This is a genomic window from Pseudovibrio ascidiaceicola (assembly GCF_900114245.1).
GTDB lineage: Bacteria > Pseudomonadota > Alphaproteobacteria > Rhizobiales > Stappiaceae > Pseudovibrio > Pseudovibrio ascidiaceicola.
In genome coordinates this window covers 105,093-122,545 of sequence record NZ_FOSK01000007.1, presented here as the reverse complement: position 1 = coordinate 122,545, position 17,453 = coordinate 105,093, and the positions used below count along the sequence as shown (strand labels likewise).

Here is a 17,453-nt window from a genome sequence, read left to right as displayed (position 1 = left end):
ACATGTCTTTTCCAGCCGGATGACCTTTTGACGAGGTCAACCAGTTTCTGAATTTTATGATTCACTAGATTACCACTGAGGACGCTATGCATCGTTATCGAAGCCATACCTGCGGAGAGCTGCGGGCGAATAATGTAGGTGAAACCACTCGCCTTTCTGGCTGGGTGCACCGTGTACGCGATCACGGCGGCCTGCTGTTCATCGACTTGCGTGACCATTACGGTCTTACGCAGTGTGTTGTCGATCCGGACTCCCCAGCATTTAAACTGGCTGAAACCGTACGTTCCGAATGGTGCATCCGCATCGATGGTGACATTAAGAAGCGCTCTGACGACACCGTCAATAAGGGCCTTGGCACCGGCGAAATCGAAATTTTCATCCGTGATATGGAAGTTTTGGGTGACTCTCAAGAGCTACCACTGCCAGTATTCGGTGAGTTGGAATACCCAGAAGATATTCGTCTGAAATACCGTTTCCTCGATCTGCGTCGCGATACTCTGCACGCAAACCTGATGACACGGACCAAGATCATCAACTCCATGCGTCGCCGCATGAATGAGGCTGAGTTCAACGAATTCCAGACACCAATTCTGACGGCGTCTTCTCCTGAAGGTGCGCGCGACTTCTTGGTGCCTTCTCGCATTCACCCAGGTAAATTTTACGCGCTGCCACAGGCTCCTCAGCAGTTCAAACAGCTGCTTATGATGTCTGGCTTCGACAAATACTTCCAGATTGCACCTTGCTTCCGCGATGAAGATCCACGCGCTGACCGTCTGCCAGGCGAGTTCTACCAGCTCGACGTGGAAATGAGCTTCGTGACACAGGAAGACGTGCTGACCACTATGGAACCAGTTATCCGTGGTGTGTTTGATGAGTTCGCTGAAGGTAAGCCAGTTACCAAAGAATTCCCTCGCATTCCTTACGCAGAAGCGATCCGCAAATACGGCTCTGATAAGCCAGATCTGCGTAACCCGATTGAAATGCAGGAAGTGACCGAACATTTCGCGGGCTCCGGCTTCAAAGTGTTCGCACGCATGATCGAGAGCGATCCAAAGGTTCAGGTCTGGGCAATCCCAGCACCTAAAGGCGGTTCCCGTGCATTCTGTGACCGCATGAACTCATGGGCGCAGAGCGAAGGTCAGCCAGGTCTTGGTTATATCTTCTTCCGTAAAGAAGAAGACGCAATCGCCGGTGCTGGCCCAATTGCGAAAAACATCGGCGCAGAACGCACCGAAGCAGTCCGCAACCAGCTTGGTCTGGATGAAGGCGATGCAGTGTTCTTTGCAGCTGGCGATCCTAAAAAGTTCGCAGACTTCGCTGGTAAAGCACGCACCCGTGCAGCAGAAGAACTGAACCTGATTGACGAAGACCAGTTCGCACTGTGTTGGATTGTTGACTTCCCAATGTACGAATGGGACGAAGAAAACAAGAAAGTTGACTTCTGTCACAACCCATTCTCCATGCCGGAAGGTGGAATGGACGGCCTCAACAACGTTGAGCCTCTCGAACTGAACGCTTATCAGTACGACGTTGTCTGTAACGGTTATGAAATCGGCTCAGGTGCGATCCGTAACCACCAGGTCGAAGTCATGAAGAAAGCCTTCGAAATTGCTGGTTACGATGAAAGCCTGCTCGAAGAAAAGTTCGGTGGCATGTTCCGCGCATTCCAGTACGGCGCACCTCCGCATGGTGGTATGGCTGCTGGCGTTGATCGCATTGTTATGCTGCTCGTTGGCGCAAAGAACTTGCGTGAGGTCACCTTGTTCCCAATGAACCAGCAGGCACAGGATCTGATGATGGGTGCTCCGGGCGATGTGTTCCCGGCACAGCTGCGCGATCTGCACATTCGCCTGAACCTGCCAGAAGCATAAGAGCCGCTGGCAGAAAAGCAGGTATGGCGGTTCACGTCATAATGTTATAAATCTCATGGAAGGGCGGTCGTAGATCTACGGTCGCCTTTTCATCTTCTACCGGCAGCAAATTAAGCCGTCATACTTAATTTCGCTGGAAAAGCTGAGGGTTTTAGGTGTTCGACGCCATAAGCAAAAAGCTGTTTGCGGATGAAGAGGGCGCTCCCAGCCTTATTCGCCGCCTTCTCCGAGAAAATTTCGGGAAATACAAGTTCCAATACATGATTGCGTTTGCCTTCATGATTGTAGCTGCCGGTGCTGGTGCTGGCAGTGCAGCCATTATGAAAAACGTGATCAATCAGGTCTTTATCGATCGTGACATCACTATGGTCTACATCATCTCCGGTGTTGTGATGACCATTTTCCTGACCAAGGGTATAGCAACCTACGGTCAGACTGTTGTACTGAGCAGGATCGGTAATTCAATTGTTGCCAAGCTCCAGCGTGACATGTTTGAGAAAGTGACCCGATTGGGGGTCAGCTATTTCGATCATACGACATTTGGTGACCTAGCCACGCGATTTGGCCACAACACAAGCGCTGCACGCGGTGTTATGGATCTGATTATCCTTTCCGCTGGACGGGATGTTATGTCCGTGATCGGTCTGGTCACTGTTATGGTCTGGCAGAATCCGCTGCTCTCACTCATCTCACTGGGCATAATGCCTCCAGCTGTCTATGCTGTTTCCAAACTTGTTCGCCGTGTGAAGAAGATTGCGAAGAGCCAGTTTGTTTCTCAAACAATCATCCTTTCCTTGGTAAAGGAAATGGCTCTGGGCATTCGCGTTGTGAAGTCGTTTAACTACGAAGCAAATATGCATGCGGCGATGGACAGCGCGGTCACCAGTGTTGAACAGCAGTCCAACAAGATTGCGAAGCTGACTGCCAGAACTTCACCGCTGATGGAAACTTTGGGCGGTATCGCGATCGGGATCATTATCCTGTATGGCGGGTATAGTGTGATTGCCTTGGATCAGGATCCGGGAGCATTCTTTGCCTTCATCACAGCGCTTTTGCTCGCATATGAGCCAATCAAACGCCTCGCTCGCTTTCAGGTTAATCTGAATACAAAGCTTGTGGGTGTGCGCCTGATGTACGAACTTCTGGATATGCCAGAGGAAAATCAGAGAACCTTGGATAAGCCTGACATGAAGGTCACCAAAGGACGTATCGAATTCAAGCAAGTCGAGTTCGATTATGGTGAAACGAAAGCGCTGAATGGCCTGAATATGGTCGCAAACTCAGGTGAAGTGACAGCCCTCGTTGGTGCGTCTGGAGCAGGTAAATCAACAGTCTTCTCGTTGATTGAGCGTTTCTATGAAATCGATAAGGGTGAAATTCTGATCGATGATCAGGACATTCGCGACTTCAACATGGAAAGTCTGCGCAGCAATATCGCAATCGTGACACAGGATACGTTCCTGTTTGATCGTACGATCAGGGAGAACATCCTTATCGGCCGTCCTGACGCCACTGATGAGGAAGTGATTGAGGCCGCAAAGAATGCGAATGCCCACGAGTTCATCGAGAAGATGGAAAAGGGCTACAACAGCAACGCAGGTGAGGGCGGCGCGCGTCTTTCCGGTGGCCAGCGCCAGCGCTTGGCGATTGCACGAGCAATGCTTTCTGATGCACCCATCCTATTGCTGGATGAAGCGACATCAGCATTGGATGCTGAATCTGAAAATAAAGTGCAAACCGCGCTTGCACGGCTGATGAAGGGGCGTACGACACTCGTCATTGCGCACCGTCTTTCAACCGTTCGTGACGCAGATACCATCCATGTGTTGTCGCATGGCAAACTCCTGGAGAGCGGCACACATGATCAGTTGTATGAGATGGATGGTTACTACAGGCATCTGTGTGAACTCCAGTTCACCAATAGCAATCAAGTAACTCAGGAAGCTTCTCCGGAGGCTTGATATGGCCGACTAGAAGCGCCGACGCGCTTTAGCAAGACACGTCCAGACTGTAAAAAAAGGCCGCTGTGATAGGTGATATCACAGCGGCCTTTTTAGTTTTATCCTGTCTGAGCTTACTCGGTGTAGCTCACAGTTGCGCCCAGCATTTCAGGGAGCTGTTGAGGTGCAAGAGCCGCAATACCTCCGAGCTGCATGATTGGAACTGCTTTCTGCGGAGCAAGTGTCACGCGGATGTTGGTCGGCTTAGCAGCAAAGCTCTTAGCTGCTTTCGCTAGTTCCAGAGCAAACTCAGTTTCAGCCAGTGGACCAGCCTGCTGGAGCGTGCCGTCAATCATCATGGATGCCAGCAGTTCAGCAGGCAGACCTGCTTGTTCCGCCTGAGTTGCGAGGAGTTCACTGATAAGTGGAGAATCCATCACTTCAATCTGTGCACCTTTGAAGGTCGCCAGAGCAACAACAGCTTCCGCCTCATGTGGGTTCTCAAAGAGAGAACGTGGAATCCCACCAAGCTGAATATCAGCACGTAGTTTAATGCCGTTTTCAAGCTCAAACTCGAACTTCTCCAGCGTCAGATCCTGAGTGTTCTCATCCCACGCAATCTTGAAGTCCTGTGTGAGGTTAACACGTTCAATGCCAAGACGATCAAGCACACCCAGAACCATCGGCTCTTGCAGGAGTGCAGCATCAAAGCTCAGACCACCAATGACTTCAGACAGGCTTGTTGGGATCGGCCCGATGTGATTGCCCATCTCAATGGTGAGTTCATTGAGGGAGACTGGTGTCGGCAAGTCTTTTGCCTGCATGTTCAGGCCAGCAAGAGACACGCGGCCAATCGTTGGAATAGCCTTCATCGCTGCAGCAGGGTCAGCTTCTGCCGCAAGAGTGCTCTCAACCATGGTACGCAGGCTAGGCCATGCAAGGTCCGCTAGCTCAAAGGTTTCCAGATCGAACACTGCATCGTCGCCTTCGACCGCACCATGCAGACCTTTAAATTTCAGCTGACCAAGACTGTTTGCTGTAAAGTCTGTGGTTGAGAAATGCTTCAGTGTTGCTTCAAAACTTGGTGCTTCGCTGTCTTTCATACGTGCGCGGATTGGATCCCACGCTTTGATGACGATGTCACTTACGTCTGAATATGCGACGTAGTATGAGCCAAGCGCATCAAGCATAGCGAAAATCTGATCAACGGCGTCTTCTTCCTCTGGCTTGTCTTTGAGGCTCTCAAACGCAGCCCAAAGCTTAGCAGCATCACCACCTGACATGCGCATATCTTTGGTGGTAGTTTCACCTCCACTCACTTCAATAAAACCGAATGGCTCAGAGGCACTGCCTCCCTCGGTTTTCATAGTGGTTGAGAAACTACCCACGCGATATTCGCTCAACAGCTGATCAGAAGGAGCTTCTCCTGCACCAAGAAGCGCCAGAAGAGGGCGGATGTCTTGATCTTTTACAGAAAAGTCGTTGTATACCGTTTCAGAAACAGTTGAGACGTCTCGGCCATCTGTCTTAAGTGAAGTCTTTGTTTTATATTCAATTTCTTCAATTGAGATCGAAGCCACAACACCATTTTCTGCGCCGGAATAAACGCCGTTCTTAATGGTGTATGTCCCCGTAAGTGCGTCAGCCATTGCCATGTCAGCGACAACTTCAGCAAAGCTACTGCGGTCATAAGAAACACCGGTAGTAGCGGCGAGCAACTGCTGAAACTCTTCTGCTGTAACGCCATCTGACAGAACGGGAAGGTCAACCCAGTTCACAGAATATCCGGAAATGACATAATCTTTGGCGTCAGCAACGACTTTAATGGCATCCTTGGAGGCTTGAGCCTCTGCTACGCTCTTGAAATTCTCGGCTTTTTCAAAGAAGCCGAACTCAAGCTGCATCTTGTCGGTTGTTACGTTATCAAAGCTGAACGTATCACCATCACGAGAAGAACCGTCATAAACGGCTTTTGGCGTCTTTATGATATAGTAAACACCAAGATTAGGCTTGTCTTCATCGAGGGATAGAGAGAACATTCCTTCGATCTTATGATCCAGGATTTCCGTCTTTGATCCGTCTTCTACCGCCTTCGCATATGTTGCAGTTTCTGCGCCATTTGCAAGGAACCAGTCATTGTACTTATCAATGAGGTCTGATGCAGGACTGGAAAGAGCAGGCTGGGCGGATAAACCTAATACAGTGATTGAAACAGCAAAAAATCCCTGCCGTTTAAAATTTTGGAAAGGCATTAAATAAACCTTTTATGGCTAGTAGGAGGGTTCCCAGCTAGTTTACATTTGCTTGAAGGGCGATGCCAAGCAAAGAAATGATGGAAGCGGGGGAAATCGCAGATACCCCAAGAATTTGTGTTACGCTTATCGGTGCCTTAGGGTTAGCACTCAGCGTGATACTCTGCGGATTTTGCAGAAAACTATAAATCGCTTCCGTGAACTCCAGCTGCTTCGCGCGGTCAGGAATTATCGCAAACTGCTTTTCAGCTTTTTCCGTCAATTGCTTGACATATGTGGAACGTGATTGACCATGTCGGTGAGCTTGTCGTTCAAGCATGTCATCCAGACTGCCCTCATTGATAAGCGACAGATTGAAACTGGAAACTGCTGCGCTCTGCAATAAATCTAGCGCAATGACGTTATCTTTGGTCGCAAGCTCGGTGATCTGCTCAACAACCGTATCTGTAAGGCCTTCTAGCTTAAGGGAGACCTGCACAGAGAAAAGATCTTTCAGCACAACAGCGGCACTTGGAATGTTGATTTCCCCCGTGTCGCCATTCCACTCACCTTCAAAGTCAATATCTGCATTCACTTGCGGCAAGCCCAACTCATCCAGCAACTGCTGTTGCGGTGGTGCAAACATGGATCGGCTCAAAACAATATTGGCCACTTGGACACTGGCGATGATAGGGAAACCGCCATTGTTGACGTCAAAGTCGATACTGATCCGCTCTATAGGCATGGATTGGCCAGTTGAGCGATCCTGAAACAACAGCCCCATAACCTCTACAGTAGAATAGAGCGAAGTTGGGAGATTTGATGCTGGATTACTCAGATCATCAGCATTGGGAAGGTAAAGATCCGTAATAGCGATCCTGTCTGCGGTGAAGTTGAAGTCTGGTTCATCAACCTCGAACTTTGAAGCAGCAAACGCACCGACAAAAACTCGTCCATCACTCTCTACGGATGCCTGAGCCAGCGCCAAATCGCCAATCTTGAAACGCTTGGTCGGGTCCACATTGGGATAACCTTCAAGGCCGCCAATCGAAAGTACATCATTGTCGACTGTAACCGGTCCCACATGTGTCAGAGTCAAGCCACGGTCCTGAAGGTTTTGGAGAAAGGCTTTCGCGACAGCATTGTCAGTATCAACCTGCGCTGATGCCGTCAGGGCGATACAGCTGCTGAAGAAGAGGGCAAAGAAGAACATCAGGAAGGTACGGTGGCGACGTAACTCAGAACTGCGCATAGCTCGGCTCCAGATTGACCGCTAAGAGGCATTTGGGTTCTAAACTTGCATATTGAGAGTTAGGGGGGCGTGTATATCACTGCAAAAAGTCAAACCACTCTAAGAGAAAACATGGTGGAACCCTGCATTTCACAGCAATTTTGGAAAGCATCTGGGGATCGTTTAGGGTGTTTGGATGATTTTTACAGTTTTAAGTAAGCCTTAATCATAGAAATAGGGAGCCGTATTTTGCATTTTTAAGGTCGTGGTTGTGTCTCGCCATTATTTCGTATTTGTCCGCGCAATTTTGGTTGCTTTGGGATTGGCGCTCTTGCCATTGCTTATTGGCAATATGATCCTTGAGAACTTCGCGATGCACCAGGCGCGAAATGAAATGAACGCGATCGCAGATCGTTACATCTCAAGAAGCGAGGCCGCAATTTCCGGTGCTGTAGAAATACTGCGCCAAATGCAAGTGAAGGGCCTGACATCCTGTACACGCCAAAATCAGGGTGAGTTTGAAAAGACCCTCTCAGAAAACGTCATTATCAACGCAATTGGCATCGTCGATCACCGCGGCGTCCCTATGTGTTACGTGCCGGCTCAGGTTCGCCGTGGCAACAGCATTCTCCCGGCACTCAAGCCAGATGCTCCGCGCGTTGGAATTGGTATGTCCTGGATGGAGTATCAGGGCATCCGTACGGCGCTGGTCTCCTGGAAGCTCAGAAACGGCTGGCGTCTGGTTGCCAATATTTCCCCAACTGTACTCGCGATTGAACCGGGGCCAGACTATCTGCGTCATGCCTCTGAAATCGAAGTTCGGTTAGGGCGGGATCATGTCTGGGTAAACCCAACAAACAACAGTAATGTTCCTGTCATTATGGGCAGTAACTTCATTGAAGAGTTTGCAGCATCAACGATCTACCCGATTAATGTGCGGATCCGAAGCGATCGCAATGCGATCATGAGTCTAGTGGGCGAACTTAAGATCGTGGCTGTGATCGCCTGTTCAGGTATTGCTATTTTCCTGATTGCCTTGGGCGTCTGGCTTTCCTGGAAGCCAGAAAAAGATGCAGAAGACGACTTTGTTGCTTCCATCCGTAACAATGAGTTCATACCGTATTATCAGCCTGTTGTGGACATCGTAACTGGTGAGCTACAGGGCTGTGAGATGCTGATGAGATGGCAACTCCCCAACGGTAAAATGGTCTCTCCGGGCCAGTTCATGACCTACGCTGAAACATCGGGCCATATTTTTGAAATGACCCGCAGCATCATGCGTCAGTCCATTGATGATCTGGGAGAACTTTATTCTCAGCATCCGGAACTAAAGCTCTCGGTCAACCTCTTCGCAGGCCATTTTAATGATCGATCCATTGTAGACGATCTGTTGGACATCTACGAAGACTCTCCAATTGCGCTCAACCAGGTGGTTATGGAGGTGACAGAGCGTCAGCCTCTCGAAGACATTGAACTGGCGAGAAAGATCATCGCAGAGCTGCAGGCCCATGGCATTCGTGTCGCGCTTGATGATGTGGGAACAGGTCATGGCGGTCTGGCTTACTTGCAAAAGCTGGGTATGGACATCGTCAAGATCGATAAGATGTTTATCGACCCATTAGGCAGCGAAGAGAATGCCTTCCGTCTTGTCGATGCCATAGCCGAACTCGCAGACACAATGAACATGGGCATTATTGCAGAGGGCGTTGAGAAGTATGAGCAAATCGTACTTCTACGCGAACTCGGAGTGTCTTCTGCGCAGGGGTACATCTTCTCCAAACCATTGCCTGCCCGCAAATACCTTGAGTTCGCGGAGGACATCTTCACAGATAGACGTAATCCGGTGAAGGTGCTTGAAGAGAAGAAGCAAGCTTCTGATGAAGCTCTGGATCAGATCGTTTCTCAAAACGACGTCGACTAACTCAACTTACCTCCATTTCGACACGGCTCAGAACTATGGCCTCTGGCGGGCATCAATCATGCCGCCATGCGCATAACTTGCTGCACTACGTTGAATAATATAAATATATTCCATAATTATATAAGGCGTACGGTTGGTAACCTGCTTCACCGCACTTTCTAACGGCCTTAGCTATCTCCCAAAAGCTCAGGAAAGGGAGGCGAAAGACAGTATTCTACGGAAAGAAGCAACTGGAAAAGAAATATTCACTCGCACGCGGTTTATTAGCTGCATGTGCCTCAGCACAGCCTTCAGCTTGGGTTAGCCTTTGCCAACCTCATTAATCGGAGCAAGGCGAACGATGAACCAGATCATAAAGGGTGCGGAATTGGAGAGCGCAGTTCCTGCAAATGTCTTTGTAGAAACAGTAACGGAAGTGACCCATTTCACGGACCGTCTTTTCCGGTTCAAAATCACGCGTCCTGCAAGCTTCAGATTCCGCTCTGGCGAGTTTGTCATGATCGGTTTGATGATTGACGGAAAGCCGCTGTTCCGGGCGTACTCCATTGCCAGCCCGTCCTGGGATGAGGAACTGGAGTTCTTCTCTATCAAGGTTCCAGACGGCCCATTGACCCAGCACCTACAGAAGATCAAGGAAGGTGACCATATCCTTCTGAAGAAAAAGTCCACCGGGACGCTGGTACTTGATGCTCTGTCTCCGGCAAAACGTCTTTATATGTTCTCATCTGGAACCGGCATCGCTCCATTTGCCAGCCTAATTCGTGATCCTGAGACCTATGAAAAATTCGATGAAGTGATCCTGACCCACACCACGCGCGAAATCTCTGAGCTTCGCTACGGAGAAGAGCTTGTGGCAGACATCAGCAATGATCCGCTGATTGGGGAAGTTGCAGCTGGAAAATTGCACCTTTACAACTCCGTCACCCGCGAACGTTTCAAGCGGGAAGGGCGCATCACGCACCTTATTGAAAGTGGCAAGCTCTTTGACGATCTGTCAGTTCCAGTCCTAAACGTTGCAGAAGATCGCGCCATGATCTGCGGTTCCATGCACATGATTGCTGATACCAAGACATTGTTGGAACAGCGCGGGTTCAGTGAGGGCGCCAACAACCATCCAGGTGATTTTGTTGTTGAACGTGCATTCGTGGGCTAACCCACAACGCAATATGTGATAGCTCATCTCTATTGTTTTGGAGATGAGGTCACGTGGGCAAGAAAGTTTCATCTGAATATCTGCGCCGGGCAGCGCTACATTATCTGAACAGATACAGTGCTTCGGAAGACAGTTTGCGACGAGTGCTGAAGCGCAAAATAGACAAACGTGCCAGAGAAGCAGATGAAGATCCCCATGAGTTCTACGAGCTGATTGAACCTGTGGTCACGTTCTGTCGTGATCACAAGTTTGTCGATGATCTTCAGTTTGCACAAAGCAAGATCAGATCTGCGACAGTCAAAGGCAAATCCAAATCCCGCATTAAGCTGGAGCTGAACTCCAAAGGTGTGTCTGGAGAAGACATTCAGACAGCTTTTGAGGATGAAAACCATGACGACCAGCGCGCTGCAATCGCCTATGCCAAACGCAGACGGCTTGGCCCTTGGCGGACAAAGCCTAAGGAAGAGCGACGAGACAAAGAACTCGGCAGTTTGATCCGTTCAGGATTCCCATACTCGCTCGCTCAAAAGATCATCGATATGACCTTGGAAGAGGCTGAAGACATCATCTATGGACCTGTATCCTGAGGCTTTTCGTCAAATCCTCTGAAAAATCCCGAAAGCCTCTTGGGAGCGCGGCAATAATTCTTCTCTAGATTGGTCTGATCTGCAGTTAATCCAGCACCGTGCCTTTGGGAGAAAAGATGCCGGGTTCAGATCTACACGACACTTTCAGAAAATACGGTTTTATCATCCCTGTGCTTGCGGGCCTCTGTCTGTTGGTGAACTCTCAATCCTCGTTTGCGGATGATCTTGCCCCCAAGGAAAAATCTGCGGATAAAACGGATGTCATCGTGACGCCCCAGCAAGATGGAGGTGTTCACATCGATGAAATGCGGCAAACAAAATGTGCCATCATCATTGATGACTTTGACGAATATCCCAGCGCAAGCAATTGGGATGTTCACCGCATGAGCAAGCCGGAAAACTTCCAGATTGAAAGTGATGTGGTACGCGATGGTGGGCACGCGCTTGCAATCACTGTATTTGGTGATGATGAACTGGATTCAGAGGGCAATCTGAAAAATGAACTTTGGGAGGCGCGTCAAAAGCGTTGCGATTTTGGGGATGAAGTCTGGTACTCCTTCAGCTTCAAAATAGATGGCACTGTCTGGCCTGCCGGCTCCACGCGCTGGGTTATTGGTCAATGGAAAGAAGATTCTGGCGGAAGTCCGTTTCTGGCGCAACGGTTTGACAACGGTGTCTTTCACATCACCGTTCAACACAATGACATCCGCAAGCTGGTTGCCCAAGCCGAAGGCAGCTATCAGCAGGATTTCAAGGGCTTTTCGCGCGAGTTCCAGCAAATGCTGAGTTTGGACCGGCAAGGCTTTCGTAATAGAAATGATGCCAGTCGCACCTCAGATGAGTTCCTTGGAAGTGGCCTTTCACTACCGGAGCTCAGAAAAGCGATTGAAACGCAGGACACGTCCAAGTTCCCGTTTCTGGCAGACCCGCAAACCTATTCAGACTATCCAGGTATTCAGATTGAGCTATCAGATGACCCTGTGCTTCCGGACCCAACAACCGGATGGGTGGATATGCGCTACCGCGTCAAAGGAAGTCGTGTCGGGCAGGGGATTATCGAGATCTGGGCCAATAACAGATTTATTGCACGCGTTACAGGATATATCGGCAATGACGAGTTTGCCGGTAACACCCAATATTTCAAGTTCGGGCATTACCGGGATTACGATCGTGACGACTTACAGTCAACAGTGTATCTGGACCGCTTTCGCCGCGGCCCGCACCGTTCTGATGTAGACTAGAACAAGCCTTCAATCTGACTGTTTTCATCAAGCCCAATGGTTTCCGCTGCCGGATGGCGTGGTAAACCCGGCATCACCATGATGTCGCCAGTCAGCGCCACGATAAATCCAGCCCCCGCGGACAGGCGAACCGCACGTACATGGATACTGTAGTCAGATGGTGCCCCAAGCAAAGCCGGATCAGTTGAGAAGGAATAAGGCGTCTTTGCCATGCAAACCGAAAGATGGCCGTATCCCTGTTCCTCATAGGATTTGAGTTGATCTTTGACAGCCGGTTCGCAGGTGACTTTGGAGGCGCCGTAAATCTTTTTGCAAATCCGGCGAATTTTCTTCCAAAGAGCTAGATCATCCTCATAAAGGTGTTTGAAGTCCGACTGGGTTGTCTGAAGAATTTCAGAGACGGATGTCGCCAGCTCCTCAGTGCCTGCTGAGCCATTAGCCCAATGCGTGCAGGGCACGGCTTTAACGCCAAGCTTCTCCATCCGAGTCATGATCACGTCAATTTCCTGATCTGTATCAGGACCGTACCGGTTGATGGCCACAATGACAGGAACACCATAACGCTGACAGTTTTTGACGTGACGTTCCAGATTGCTCATACCTTTTTCAAGCGCAGGGATGTTCTCCACTGTCAGATCATTCTTGGCAACACCGCCATGCATCTTGAGTGCACGAACAGTGGCTACAACAACAACGGCATTCGGTGTCAAACCAGCTTGACGGCATTTGATGTTGAAGAATTTTTCTGCTCCAAGATCAGCACCAAAGCCTGCTTCTGTCACCACATAATCAGAAAGACGCAGCGCTGTTTTCGTCGCAATCACCGAGTTACAGCCATGCGCGATGTTGGCAAACGGGCCGCCATGAATAAAGGCAGGATTGTTCTCAAGGGTTTGAACCAGATTGGGGCGAAAGGCATCTTTAAGCAGCGCGGTCATCGCACCATCAGCTTTGATATCCCGGCAGTAAACAGGTGTCTTGTCTTTACGATACCCAATCAACAGGCGGCCCAAGCGGTTCTGAAGGTCCTGCAGGTTTTCAGCAAGGCAAAGCACGGCCATCACTTCAGAAGCCACGGTAATGTCAAAGCCAGATTCACTCGGGAACCCATTGCTTACACCGCCAAGACCAGTTGTAACGGAGCGCAATGAGCGGTCATTGATGTCAACAACCCGGCGCCAGACAATGCGGCGTTGATCAATACCCTCCGCATTGCCCCAATAAATGTGGTTATCAATCATCGCAGAAAGCAGGTTATGCGCGGCAGTGATTGCGTGCAGGTCGCCTGTGAAGTGGAGGTTGATGTCCTCCATGGGCACCACTTGCGCGTATCCGCCGCCTGCAGCGCCGCCCTTCATGCCAAAGCACGGGCCAAGAGAAGGTTCGCGCAGACAGATGGTTGTTTTTAACCCAATGCGGTTGAGAGCATCACCAAGTCCTACGGTTGTCGTGGTTTTGCCTTCTCCAGCCGGAGTTGGAGAGACTGCTGTGACAAGTATGAGTTTTCCATATGGATTACTGCTCAGCTCAGGCATCTCATCCAGATTAACCTTGGCTTTAAACCGGCCATAAGGTTCAAGAGCGTCCTCCGGGATCTTCAGATGTTGAGCGATGCGCGCAATGGGTTTCATATCTGCTGCGCGGGCAATTTCAATATCTTTCATGGAAAAACTCCAGATTAGAACGGGTAATCAAACGAGCCGGAGAGAGCGTAAGAAACGCAAATCAGGCAGGAACAGCAATATAGTCTCTACGTAGAATCTCTATCGAATGCACCTGTAAACTTCAAGATTGAGTAGGGGGACTTGCAACTAACTTAGTTAACGGCATTCATGTGTGTTTTTGCTGAGATGAGAAATATTATTGCCTGAATAGCTGTTGGTCTGTTCTAAATATCACCAGACTGAGCTTGCGCGGTAAATCCAAGAGCATTAGAGCTGGTTGGGTTTTGTACACAATCTACGCCAATGCCGTAGATTCGTCGGTTAGGTCACCCCATGTTTTTATTTGAAGTTGCCGCGCTCGGTGCCGCTGCCACCTGGGCTATCGGTGGTCTCATTTCTGCAAAACCTGCTGCGCATCTTGGAGCCATTGGCTTCAACTGCGTGCGCATGTGGTTTGTTGTGGTGTTTTTGGGTATCTATGTCTTTGCGACAGGTACTTGGAGTACGGTTGACTCAAGCCACGCCTCTCTCATTTTTCTCTCTGGCTTTGTCGGCATCTTCATGGGGGACACATTGCTGTTCCTCACGCTCAACCGTATGGGGCCGCGCCGCACAGCTATCCTTTTTTCCATGAATGCGCCTATGTCAGCGCTTCTAGGTTGGCTGTTTCTGTCAGAAGAACTTTCATTTCAGGCACTTGTCGGTATCTCGTTCGTTCTGGTCGGCGTTATTCTCGCCATTGCGTTTGGGAAGCGCAAAGACCAGCTTCATAAATGGGAGGCGATTAGAGGGCCTGTCGCCATCGGTGTCCTCTTCGGCACCTTGGCAGCGCTTTCCCAGTCGGTCGGCTCGATCATCATTCGCCCTGTTATGGAAAGTGGAGCAGATCCAGTTGCGATTTCACTTATGCGCTGCACCATTGCGGCATTTGGGTTGCTGGTGTTGTTTTACCTACCAGGCCGTCCGTTTAGGCTAGCGAACCCAATCAACAAAGAGATTGTAGCGCTGGCCTCCTTGTCTGGCATGCTCGGCATGGGTATCGGCATGACGTTGATCCTCTATGCACTCAGCGGTGGCGAAGTTGGCATTGTTTCTACCTTGTCAGCAACCACACCAGCCATGATGCTACCTGTTTTATGGTGGCAAACCAAAGAGTTCCCTGCCATTGGAGCATGGATCGGCGCACTCCTCGTCATTCTCGGCTGTGCTTTGATTTTCATGAGCTAAACAAACGAGAAAGCAGCGATGCGGCCTAAGCATCCCTAGCAGGTGCGGCCTTAAGTGGTCGCACCGCAAGATATGGTGATGTGCTCTCTCCAGCAAATTCTGTGAGTTTAGCTGGCAATTGGTCGAATTTTATCAAGTTCCTCGCTCAGCCAGTTGACGGAAGCCCCTGAAATCTGATCAATAGCCGGGCATTTGGTATTTTTGTCGATCAGATGAAAATGAAAAGGGAACACGGTCCATTTGGAAAAGCCGTGGCTGCCCCCGCAACTGTAAGCGTAGAGTTGTTGCTCACACATGCCACTGATGCAGCTGTTTAAAGCAGTGTTGGGAAGGCGGAGCAACAATAAGGACGCGCAAGCCAGGAGACCTGCCAGATGCAGTCACTCACCCACGGTACGGGGCGTGCTAAGGGGCGGTATTCCGTTCAGGTGACATTCACAGTGCGTCTGAGTGGTGATGAATCTGACTTTGTTTCAACGGGTTAGAACCAAGTTTCTTCAAAGGCGCACAATGCAATCAACAGCATGGCATCCGACATGGATGCTGTGAATGATGGACCAAACTCGTGCGTAACACATCTTGGATCGCAGCTACCCTCAAGTCCGGCGTAGCCCTCTCAGCACTCTTCAGCTCAACTCTTATCTCATCCGCAAACGAGACAGAGCTCGATGACATCATCGTCATCGCCAACAGAACGGAAACCGAAGCCGGCAAAGTCGGCTCCACAACACATGTCGTGACCGAAGAAGACTTGAAAAACGACGGTGCTACGTTTGTCTCCGAATACCTGACAAAACTCCCGGGAATTTCATTTTCGCAAAATGGTGGCGCGGGAAAAACAAGCTCTCTACGCATTCGAGGTATGAGTGGCTATTACACAAAAATTTTGCTGGATGGTGTCGATATTGCTGACCCGTCTGGTACGCAAGTTGAAGCTCGCCTTGAGCATGTCCTACTTAATGATGTTGAACGTATCGAAATCCTAAAAGGCTCGCATAGTGCATTATATGGCGGCCAAGCGGTTGGAGGTGTTATCAATATCATCACCAAACGCGCTGCGCCGGGTACCGTGAAGCATAATGTCGCCATTGAGGGTGGCAGCTATGGAACTGTCAACGCGTCCTATGGATTTCAAGCGGCGACTGAAACAGCAGATATCGCAGTGAACGTGCAGCGCTACCATACCGATGGATTTAGTGCGCAAACCCCAAAAAGTGACACAGCAGATGAAGATGGTTATGAGAACCTGACCTTTTCTGCAAAAGGTTCAGTCGATGTCACAGAGGCTCTGAACCTATATTTTGTTGCTCGAGGCACAGATGGTCACAGCGAGTTTGATGGGGGATCTGATCCAGATGGGCGTGATGAGCAGGACTACCGTCAGCATATAGGCAAGTTGGGTGCAAATTTTGCGTGGTTGGATGATAGGATGACAACTGACGCCTCATTCCAGATAGTTGATACAACACGCAAGTATTACGGTGACAATCCAGGAACTTACAAAGGCGATCGCTACAAGTTTGATGTCCTCAACACTTTTGAAGCAACAGATGAAATCACGCTGAACTTTGGCGGTGATTGGATGCATGAGGATTATGCAGAATACGGAAGCAGCCGGATCTTTGGTGGCTTTGTTGAAGCTATGGTTGACCCATCAGATGAGCTAAGTCTCTCCGTCTCGTCACGTCTGGATCATCATTCTCGTTTTGGAACCTACTGGTCTGGTCGCGCTACAACGTCCTACCGAATTATTGAAGGGACACGTCTTCGCTCAAGCTTTGGCAATGGCTTCCGTGCGCCATCGCTGAATGAGCTTTTTGGCAAATGGGGAGCAAATCCTGATTTGAAGCCAGAAACGAGCGTGAGCTTTGATGTTGGTGTCGATCAGGAGTTTTTCGACGGTAAACTACGGTTTGGCGCAACTTACTTCCATATTATGACTGAAGACCTTATCGACTATACCAGCAAGTACGAGCAGATTGACGGCTTGTCTCGTAGCCAAGGTGCGGAGCTTTCTGCTAACTGGGATGTTCTCGACAATCTGAGCTTCAATGCTGCCTACACTTACACATGGGCTGTTGGGCCGGATAAAAAACGTTTGCGCCGTGTGCCACTGCATGACGTGAATGTAGGGGCGACTTATAAGCCGGTGGATGTACTATCTCTCAACCTCAACACCAGTTATGTCTCTGGCATTGAAGACAAAGGCGATCTCGACGACTTCGTTCTGGTCAATGCCAAGGCTGCCTATCAGTACACCGAGAACCTGACGTTCCATGTCCGTGGTGAAAATCTGCTGGATCAGGATTATGAGCGGATCAGAGACTATCAGACACCAGGTCTTTCCGTTTACGCTGGTCTTACTGCCAGTTTCTGAGTAAGTATGC

Annotated in this window: 11 protein-coding genes and 1 riboswitch; of the genes, 8 read left to right on the top strand and 3 right to left on the bottom strand. The window is 49.7% G+C overall.

Annotated elements, in window-relative coordinates; translation table 11 throughout:
- The first annotated feature begins 86 nt into the window (after positions 1 to 86).
- Complete coding sequence (gene aspS, locus BM231_RS14370) at positions 87 to 1,871, top strand: aspartate--tRNA ligase (RefSeq protein ID WP_093520422.1); 1,785 nt, start codon at positions 87 to 89, stop codon at positions 1,869 to 1,871.
- Between the two features lie 155 nt (positions 1,872 to 2,026).
- Positions 2,027 to 3,832, top strand: coding sequence for an ABC transporter ATP-binding protein (locus tag BM231_RS14365; protein ID WP_093520420.1), 1,806 nt, complete (start codon positions 2,027 to 2,029; stop codon positions 3,830 to 3,832).
- A 113-nt stretch (positions 3,833 to 3,945) separates the two neighbouring features.
- Here BM231_RS14365 and BM231_RS14360 read toward each other — a convergent pair whose 3' ends face one another.
- The gene (locus tag BM231_RS14360; RefSeq protein WP_093520418.1) at positions 3,946 to 6,063 is read right to left on the bottom strand and encodes a hypothetical protein; all 2,118 of its coding nucleotides are present in this window, start codon (positions 6,061 to 6,063) and stop codon (positions 3,946 to 3,948) included.
- 37 nt (positions 6,064 to 6,100) lie between these two features.
- Positions 6,101 to 7,294 carry a hypothetical protein gene (locus BM231_RS14355; RefSeq protein WP_093520416.1) on the bottom strand — a complete coding sequence of 398 codons (1,194 nt, stop codon included), beginning with the start codon at positions 7,292 to 7,294 and terminating at the stop codon, positions 6,101 to 6,103.
- A gap of 250 nt (positions 7,295 to 7,544) precedes the next feature.
- Between BM231_RS14355 and BM231_RS14350 the strand changes: the two genes are divergently transcribed.
- The 4 genes from BM231_RS14350 (at position 7,545) to BM231_RS14335 (ending at position 12,175) form a co-directional block, all read left to right on the top strand.
- The gene (locus BM231_RS14350; protein ID WP_093520414.1) at positions 7,545 to 9,194 is read left to right on the top strand and encodes an EAL domain-containing protein; all 1,650 of its coding nucleotides are present in this window, start codon (positions 7,545 to 7,547) and stop codon (positions 9,192 to 9,194) included.
- A gap of 340 nt (positions 9,195 to 9,534) precedes the next feature.
- Entirely contained in the window at positions 9,535 to 10,347 is an 813-nt protein-coding gene (locus BM231_RS14345; RefSeq protein WP_093520412.1) for a ferredoxin--NADP reductase, read from the top strand.
- A gap of 53 nt (positions 10,348 to 10,400) precedes the next feature.
- On the top strand, positions 10,401 to 10,934 hold the full coding sequence (locus BM231_RS14340; protein WP_063310890.1) for a regulatory protein RecX: 534 nt from the start codon (positions 10,401 to 10,403) through the stop codon (positions 10,932 to 10,934).
- A 116-nt stretch (positions 10,935 to 11,050) separates the two neighbouring features.
- Positions 11,051 to 12,175 carry a heparin lyase I family protein gene (locus BM231_RS14335; protein ID WP_093520410.1) on the top strand — a complete coding sequence of 375 codons (1,125 nt, stop codon included), beginning with the start codon at positions 11,051 to 11,053 and terminating at the stop codon, positions 12,173 to 12,175.
- Here BM231_RS14335 and BM231_RS14330 read toward each other — a convergent pair.
- Positions 12,172 to 13,839, bottom strand: a complete 1,668-nt coding sequence (locus BM231_RS14330; protein WP_093520408.1) for a formate--tetrahydrofolate ligase — start codon at positions 13,837 to 13,839, stop codon at positions 12,172 to 12,174. The two genes, BM231_RS14335 and BM231_RS14330, sit on opposite strands and share 4 nt — an antisense overlap.
- Positions 13,840 to 14,172: 333 nt before the next feature.
- On the opposite strand from BM231_RS14330, the gene BM231_RS14325 reads away from it, so the two are divergent.
- Positions 14,173 to 15,066: a DMT family transporter gene (locus BM231_RS14325; protein ID WP_093520406.1), complete on the top strand. Its 894-nt coding sequence runs from the start codon at positions 14,173 to 14,175 to the stop codon at positions 15,064 to 15,066.
- A gap of 176 nt (positions 15,067 to 15,242) precedes the next feature.
- A riboswitch (cobalamin riboswitch) is annotated at positions 15,243 to 15,455 on the top strand.
- A gap of 176 nt (positions 15,456 to 15,631) precedes the next feature.
- On the top strand, positions 15,632 to 17,443 hold the full coding sequence (locus tag BM231_RS14320; RefSeq protein WP_093520404.1) for a TonB-dependent receptor plug domain-containing protein: 1,812 nt from the start codon (positions 15,632 to 15,634) through the stop codon (positions 17,441 to 17,443).
- Positions 17,444 to 17,453 lie beyond the last annotated feature (10 nt).